Origin of the sequence: Pseudomonas sp. V98_8, from assembly GCF_029967975.1 — a bacterium.
GTDB classification, from domain to species: Bacteria; Pseudomonadota; Gammaproteobacteria; order Pseudomonadales; family Pseudomonadaceae; genus Aquipseudomonas; species Aquipseudomonas umsongensis.
The window spans coordinates 1-7590 of the sequence record NZ_JASCAE010000010.1; the positions used below are offsets into that span (position 1 = coordinate 1).

The 7590-nt window shown below is 57.1% G+C and carries 6 protein-coding genes and 1 pseudogene; all 7 read right to left on the reverse strand.

Going from position 1 to position 7590, the window contains the following annotated elements:
* Positions 1-1248, reverse strand: a pseudogene (locus QLG10_RS07705) (type VI secretion protein VasK); the annotation flags it as partial.
* Positions 1245-2408 (reverse strand): hypothetical protein, encoded by a 1164-nt coding sequence (locus tag QLG10_RS07710; protein WP_282486553.1) that lies wholly within the window; start codon positions 2406-2408, stop codon positions 1245-1247. The pseudogene QLG10_RS07705 and the gene QLG10_RS07710, both read right to left, overlap by 4 nt.
* A 3-nt stretch (positions 2409-2411) precedes the next feature.
* Positions 2412-2786 carry a PAAR domain-containing protein gene (locus QLG10_RS07715; RefSeq protein WP_349016950.1) on the reverse strand — a complete coding sequence of 125 codons (375 nt, stop codon included), beginning with the start codon at positions 2784-2786 and terminating at the stop codon, positions 2412-2414.
* A 178-nt stretch (positions 2787-2964) separates the two neighbouring features.
* Entirely contained in the window at positions 2965-3738 is a 774-nt protein-coding gene (locus tag QLG10_RS07720) for a hypothetical protein (RefSeq protein ID WP_110755326.1), read from the reverse strand.
* A gap of 28 nt (positions 3739-3766) precedes the next feature.
* On the reverse strand, positions 3767-5809 hold the full coding sequence (locus tag QLG10_RS07725; protein ID WP_282486558.1) for a lipase family protein: 2043 nt from the start codon (positions 5807-5809) through the stop codon (positions 3767-3769).
* A 17-nt stretch (positions 5810-5826) separates the two neighbouring features.
* Entirely contained in the window at positions 5827-6252 is a 426-nt protein-coding gene (locus tag QLG10_RS07730; protein WP_282486560.1) for a hypothetical protein, read from the reverse strand.
* The coding region (locus tag QLG10_RS07735) for a type VI secretion system Vgr family protein (protein ID WP_282486562.1) at positions 6249-7590 on the reverse strand (1342 nt) is incomplete at its 5' end. The genes QLG10_RS07735 and QLG10_RS07730, both read right to left, overlap by 4 nt.

Here is a 7590-nt window from a genome sequence, read left to right on the forward strand (position 1 = left end):
ATCCAGGCGGCCGAGCTCGCGGCTCAGTTCGTTGAGGGCGAGGAATTGTTCGTCGTGGGTGGCTGAGTGTTGCAGGGTCGCCAGGGTCGTTTGCACCTGGGCGATGTGTACGCGATTGCTGACGAAGGACAGCAGCAGGCCGGCGCCCCAGGCCAGAGTCAGGGCGAGCATCAGGGTTTGTGCGATGCGGGTGGCGGGCCAGCCGAGGCGACGCGGGTGCGGTTTTTTATCGCCGAGCACGCCGTGCCAGACCGGTGATATCGACCAGAAGTGACTGCGGTCATGGGGATCCGCCTCCACCGCCGGTAACGGCAGGCTGAACCACAACCCGCGCAGCGGCACGCCTTGGGCAAACTCGCCAAGCAACGGCGCCAGCGCCTGACGCCAGCGGGGAATGCCCTCGACCTGCAGATCGCGGGACAGGCGCAGCAAAAAGTCATGCTGCATCTGCCCGCGTATCTGTTCCAGACCCTCCTGGCGCAAGGGTTCGAGCAATTGCTGCAGGCGGCTCTCCAGTTCGACGACAGTGATACCGGCGGGCAATGCGCAACCCACCGGCTGCGTCTGCCGCGTGTGCTGTTTCCACCCAGTGTCGCAGACCTGCCACAGGTACAGCGGCAACTGCCAATGCTGAGTCCGGGCCAGCTCGCGCAGGCGCCGCACACTGTCGCCCAGTGTTGCGGCGTCGGTGGATTGTGGCTTGTTCAACGCCCAGACCACACCATCGAGGGCACGCCAGCGACTCAAACCCTGCCATTGGCTGAACAGGGTTGGCGCCTGCACGCTGCCGCCGAAGAGCAGCACGGTGTCCTGCCCATGCAGGAAGTACCGGGTAGTCAGGCCGGGGGCGATGGCTTCGATCTGCTCGGGTTCGCCGACGACCAGGAGCAGGCGGACTTTGAAGCGCCAGAACGGACCGTAGGCGTTGTAAAGATAGTCGCGTAGCTCAGAGAACCGTATAACTGGCTTGCGAGGTGGTACCAGACTCGCGTCCGTATCGGGGTAAAGCTTATCCGCCAGCCCTTGCTGACGGTAACTGAGGCGTCTGAAATGGATCAATAAACGGGGTGCCGCATTAGTCAATATCGCGATGGCAACGGTCAGTAAAAAAGTGAACACCTTGTGGTGGTTTTCCACTAGTCCCAGCCGATCTCCATAACTCCAGATCGTCCATGCCAATACCACCATCAGCGTGCTGACCCACACCAACGCACCCCCTCGGCGCCAAACATTCTTCCCGGTTGTCATGCCAACGCTCCCATGGTGACGGTGCCGATCCAATGCTGCGAATCGCCCTGAGACAGTACAAGGAGAGGCCGACGCTGATGACGAACCATTTCCACGCCAAGCGCCGCAATCAACCAACTGCTAAAGGGGCCTGCCAGCCCGCACAGCGGCTCCTGAATCCATTGCTGCGCTAAACTCGGCGAAGCGCCGTGAGCGCTGCCGGCAGCAATGATCTTGCCGGCCAATGGCTGACAGGCAATGCTGTCCGCCAACAGGCCTGCGGCCTGACGGGCACTTGTCTGGGTTTGAAGAAACATCGCCACCTCGTTCTGCAGTTCACTGACATTCAGCGACATCGGACGCAACAAACCTCCTACCACCGGCAGTTCCGCTGTGCCCGTCAAGCCATTGGGAGACAACAGCAATGCCGCGAGCCCGTCGGAATACACCGCGTCGCCGCATAGCTGCAGTACCAGGATCAATTCGAAGGCCGGGCTGGCTGTTTTAAGCTTTTGGTCGATCCACTGGTACGACAATTCACCGGTCAAGGTGACCACCGATGGCTGCGCTCGATCCATCGACGCAGACCAATTGTGCTGCCAGGCATTGCGTAATGCTTCGTGTTGCCCGGGCTCGCCATCATTCAACAGGGTGACCCGCAGTTCCTGCTCCCGCGGCAGGGCCAGCAAGGTCGGCTGCAACGCCTCAAACAGTTGCTGCAACCCAGCCTGCAAGCGATCCCCGCCCGGCGCTGGCAAATACGCGATGCGCCTGGCCAACCCTGTACGCGGCGGTACACTGGGTGAGCCTTGAACCAGCATCGTGGCCGTCACCTGATCCGGCAGCAGCACACAACTGCCATGTACCACCAAATAACGCTGCGCCCACGAACTCCAGGCCTGCTGTGCCGCTTGCGCTTCCTCCTCCAGAAACTGCTGCTGGCTCAGGGCACGTCCATACACATGGGCGCGTGCGGCGAATGCCAACAGCCAGATCAGCAACGGCGAACCGGACACTGCCCACACATTCAATGCCTGCAACTGTGGTAACCGCTCGGAGGCATACAGCAGGAACAGCAGCACACAGGCCAGAATTGCCATACCGGCCGCCGCAACCCACCGCACCGGTACCGGAGGCACGGGCGTTATCACCTCTTCAGGTGGCTGACGATCCCAACCCATGGCTCACCCCACCACGCAATCAGGAGCGCTGGAAATCAACCGGCAACCGCACTCACTGCGGCAGCCATCGACCACCAACGCCCGGCCATTTTCAGACCAGTCGGGACAGCCTTCGACAATCGGGTTCTCCCCATGCCGCGGACAGCTGACCTCATCACCCACCAAAGCCACGGGTTTACCGTGAACGAATGTTGTGGAGGAAGCCGATATGACCTCTCCATCGTGTGTGGTTTTGTCACCCAACAGCACAAATCCTTGGTACATATTCATTACTCCAAAAAACGGCCATAGATTATGGACTGATAAATGAACAGCCAAATTACTTAATAAATTTATCCACCAAACAAAACAGTCGACGAAAAGCCAACTCACAAGCATTTACGACAAATAAAAAATCTAATTTAAATCAACTCCAGCATTAATCTTGCACACCTCGAAATACTGAATAAACACCCAACACAATGACATCAATGCGGGCGTTTTTTTGAAAAGCTGCCGGACTTAAGTTCTGTCAGACTGAAGCAAAGCATGATCTAAATTCAGGGAAACCTAACTTTCATTTTTTGCTCTCCGCCGCCAGGCGGATGGCCTGCAGTTTTCGGAAACTAGGTTCAAAACTGCCATCAGCCACGACGCTTGCGTCGGGATAAGTGAAGGCGGTGTGATTACCCTTTTTCTTCACCTTCGGTTGCACCGAAGTGACCAAAAAGTTTGAATGCAGGACGGGCTCGAAATACACTTGGCGAGCCTGTAATGCTTGGTACATCAAATAAATATCGCCCTCACTTGTCAGGCTGATCTGCTTTCTGTAACCGCCAAGAAAGGCTTCGCTCAACCAAGGGTAGTAATCTTTTTTTATCGTCAAATCCCCTTCAACTTCAAAGTCCGCTCCCCCCCGAGGCGAGTTGTTGTGATCGAATATCGCGATCACCCCACCCCCCGAGCCATGAGTGACATTCTCGCCAAAGGGATTCGGAAAGTCGTAAGCGACGCCAAAGGTGACATTGGCCAAATGCCATCGACAAGCACCGCCACCATCCATTGGTAACTTGGTACTGTGAAGATCACTTTGCCCCTGACGTTGCAGTTGCACCTCAATGCCGTGATACCCCTCCAACTCGATGCGCTCTCCACTGGCACCGTGGGTGATGCGCTTACAAGTCGCGGAGCGATACATCACCAGCATCGGTCTCGCTACTAGCTCCTTCGGCACTTTCACGGTAATAGTCATCTGTTCGCTGTCAGGAGGCGGTGCCAGGCTGTAGTCCTTGGCGCAACCACTGAGGCTGACGAACAGGATGAGTAACGCGACGGGCATCTTCTTGATCATGGTCGTATCCTTGAAGTTGCTGACGGGCTCAACTGTAGGTTTTCTCATAACGGGGCAGAAGGCTGGCTGCGACATCGAAACGTTGGAGCGCCTCTATACCACCTTCTGATTTCCGAGTAACGTTCAAGGCTTGGCCGAGCCGACTCTGCAAATCCAGAAACACGCGATTGCGCACCAGTTCATCCGCGGGAGTTCGCTCGGAGTGTTCGCGCATCTGCTGGGCGAATTTTTGTCGCTGTACCTGCCGCGCCAGCAACGGATCGCGCTCAGGGTCCAGGGACTCCAGCAGCTGATTGTGGATATAAGGCTGGTACTCCGACATGAAGTGATCGCCTAGACCCACGGCCCGTCCGGTTATTGGGTTGCTGTGAGGCGGGAAATACCTGACCCGGCTCTCGGCGGTCAGCGAGGTGGTCAACCGCTGCTGCGCTTGCTCGGCCTGCTTGTCGTCCTCCGGGCTGAGGCTGGGGACCAGGTACAGCTTGGCCTTTTCAAGTAGGCGTCGGGTGACGGTAGTGTGGTAAGGCGCACCCAGCCCTTCCTTGTTGCGATAAGCGGGGTACTGTGAGCCCCGCAGTTCCATGTGTTGCTCGGCTTTGAAGAACATGGCGATTTCGCCGTGATGACAAAAGGGATCGCCATGACGGAACAACTGGCTGGCAGTCAATTGCAGCATTGACCAGGAAAACCCCAGGGTGGTGCCCAGTGGACCGTAGAGGTCGTACAGGTAATTGTCCAACGCGGCTTCGGGCGGAACGCTGGGGATCGGATCAATCTCATTGACGTGACGGAAATGCACGATTTCGCTCAGGCCCTTTACTGCCTTAAGGGAAAACGTGCGTGGCATGCCGTAGGTGTACAGCAAAGGATTGTGTGCTTTCAGCGATGCCGCATGGACCAGACCGAGGGCCCCTCCGAGGCTGTGACCGCAGATGAACAATTCTTTTTCTAAAGCCGCATCAGGGATCCTCTTGCCCAAGTCTTCGGCATAAATCCTCCCGCCCAATTCGAACGCATCGCGAAAGCCCAAATGCACACTGCCCTCTGGCGCCAGACCGGCGCAGGGAACCTTGGACTCGCACTGAGCCTGCAGCTCGGGTTTTACCGGACGAAAAGTCGCATCTGTGCCAAGATCGGTGAGCCCATCGGTGCCCCGCCACCCCACGAGCACTTGGGAAGCATTGATTGCATAGAAAAACTGCGTATTGCCTTGAGGCAGTTCGGCCTGAGCAGTATCCAAGGTTTTGGCGATGATGTAGCGCTCTTTGAAAGGCACATCGGTGACCAGACAGGGCCACTCCTTGCCGTTGTCCCATACCCGCGGTGTGCGCGACAGGTCCAGGCATTGTTGTTCGAACAATTGCTTGGCCGAACCCAACTCTTTCTCGGGCCGACTGCTGTACGCCAAAATACTCATCACCCCCAGGTTATAAGCATTGGCCAGGCTGTACTGCGCCTGGTGATGCAACACCAGCGACCACGCGCGCAAAGGGCAGACTTCCAGCACATAACGACGATTCAACTGCTCGGCGTCGAGGGTAAAACCGCCGAAGGTCCGATCCGGAAAGTGATAGACCGGCAGCTCAGCGGGATCGGCCAAGGGTGGGTCGAAGGTCGGCTGTTGATCGCAGATCTGGCCGACTCGAAGGTAGTGATAACCATGACCGGCCGCGATCGCCTGCTGCTCGATCGGTGAGAAGCCCGAACGCTGCGGACCATACAGCGGTGTGCGATCAACCACGCCAGGACGTGGCGGTTCGGGGCGCTCGGCGCGCAAGCGTCGACCTTGCAGCAATTTGGCCAGAGGATCAGCGGCCATCATCAAGGTGAGAGGCAACGGGTGAAGGTCCTGGATACGGATCACGCCCTGAGCATCGCTCTGACCGCCATACTCAGGCACAAAGGCGGTACATGTGGCCTCATTCAGTGCCCGCCAAGGCAGGTTGGCCAAAGGTTCGCCCTGTTCATCGAGTAACTGGAATTCGATCCAGTTCATTTGCGCATTGATTTTGCTGCGAATGACGTCCTTGTTCGAGCCCAGTGTGTCCGTATAGTGCAGGGAGTCGTCCATTATCAGTCCTTTAGTTGTTATATTATTTGATGATTTGTACGCCAGAATCCTATCGAAACGACCTTCAGGACTTCTGAAAACAGCAACAAACCCATCAACAAAGCTGAGGACGTAACTCCCGCAGTTGTCGAAGCCCAGACTAAAATCGACAGGGACGGCACGCCAAACACCAGCCTGAGAGGTGCCTGCGCATAGGCTAGACAGGATGCGAAACGCGAGCGTCGCAAAAACAAAAACATTGAAACAATTATTGAAACATTCAAAACCAACGACATTGAAAATATCAAAAACGAAATACTATCCTGCTCAGAACTCAACCTGACAAAAGATTGAACATCGCTATAAAGCGGAACTTTTCCTTGGGAGACATTCAGATAACAGAAGCGACCGATGTAAATCAGATCCATTCCACCCCAAAACAAATACACCTTATTCCCAGTCATTTGCCGTCAACCTTCTTTTCATAAACATCATCACCGGTAGCAGGCTGCCAATACCAGGAACGTCCACCCGTCGCCCAGGCATCCTCGCCCTCCACAAACGCTTGAGTGATTGTTCTTTTAATCCCGTAGACATGAACAGCAGACTCTGATTTCAAAAAGTCTTCACTGTCGTCAGGTAAAGGTTTCCATTCCTGAATTTTGTCGCGCTTAGTGTTTTCGTAATCCTTTCCCTCCGACCCGAAGACTCTTCCTTCTTCACCCATTGACGTCAGGCGATTGAGCACCATGAGCGCGGTGTTTTTCAGACCGTGATAATCATGATCAACAGTTACCCAATGTCCTGGACCAGACGCTGGTGTCTTGTCCGGAAACTCAATCTTCAACCCTCCCGGCAACAGGCTATGAACATTCCTGGTTTGCCCCTGCCGATCGGTCACTCCGGTGAACACCGCCCCTTGCCGCGTGGTGATCTGGTAGTTGATGAATGGCTGGGGTGTCTGCGCCTCATCCTTCAGCGTGTAGCGACCGGTGTAACCCGGCCGGAGCGGCGTGATCGGCGTATCAACGCTAGTGGCGCCGAGTTTTTGCACATGCGCACTTTTGAGGTAGATGTTGCCGGGGGCACCCAGCTCGATCTCGCCGTCTTTCATGCGGATGTAGGCGCCGCCGCATTCGATCAACACCTCCTTCGGTGCGCTGAGGTGCAGGCGACCGGTCAGGCTTTCAATCCTGATGTCGGTCATGGCCAGGGCATGCAGTTCGCTGTCGAGGGCATGCAGCTCGACCTTGCCATGGGCGGCCTTGAGTTGCAGGGCCGCGCGCTGGGCCAACAGGCTGACCCCGCCGCCGGCGGTGGCGGTGATGTTCTCCCCGGCGCTGATATCGGTGTTGTGCGCAGCGACGATCGCCACGCTTTCAGCGCCCGAAGACACGCAGACTGCCTCGGGACTGACCAGGCCGATGCCCGCCGGGGCATGCAGCAGCACGCCCGGTTGCGCCAGGCCATTGAGGGCCTCGGTCAAGCGTTGCTGGCTGTCGGTATCGCCGGGCGTGGCCTGAGCGCTGCGCGCCGCCTCGGCCAGTGAACGGGCCAGCGACAACGCGCTTTCCAGTTGGGCGATGGCCGCGTCCATGTCGAGTTGATTGCCTTGGGCCTTGGGTTGCTCCTCGGCACTGATGAACAAGCCCTTGCCCCCACGAAGGGCGCCATGGCCATCGCTCCTCAGCTCAAACCCTTCCCCTCGCTTCTGCTTCTGAGCATCCACCAGATGCCCCAAGTTCAACTGACTCTTGCCGCCATATTCCGTGCTGAGCTTGACGTGCTCCTGCCCCCGCAGG

Coding starts and splice junctions, on each gene's coding strand:
- QLG10_RS07710 (WP_282486553.1), bottom strand. CDS start 2,408: ATGGGTTGGGATCGTCAGCCACCTGAAGAGGTGATAACGCCCGTGCCT.
- QLG10_RS07715 (WP_349016950.1), bottom strand. CDS start 2,786: ATGCTTGTGAGTTGGCTTTTCGTCGACTGTTTTGTTTGGTGGATAAAT.
- QLG10_RS07720 (WP_110755326.1), bottom strand. CDS start 3,738: ATGATCAAGAAGATGCCCGTCGCGTTACTCATCCTGTTCGTCAGCCTC.
- QLG10_RS07725 (WP_282486558.1), bottom strand. CDS start 5,809: ATGGACGACTCCCTGCACTATACGGACACACTGGGCTCGAACAAGGAC.
- QLG10_RS07730 (WP_282486560.1), bottom strand. CDS start 6,252: ATGACTGGGAATAAGGTGTATTTGTTTTGGGGTGGAATGGATCTGATT.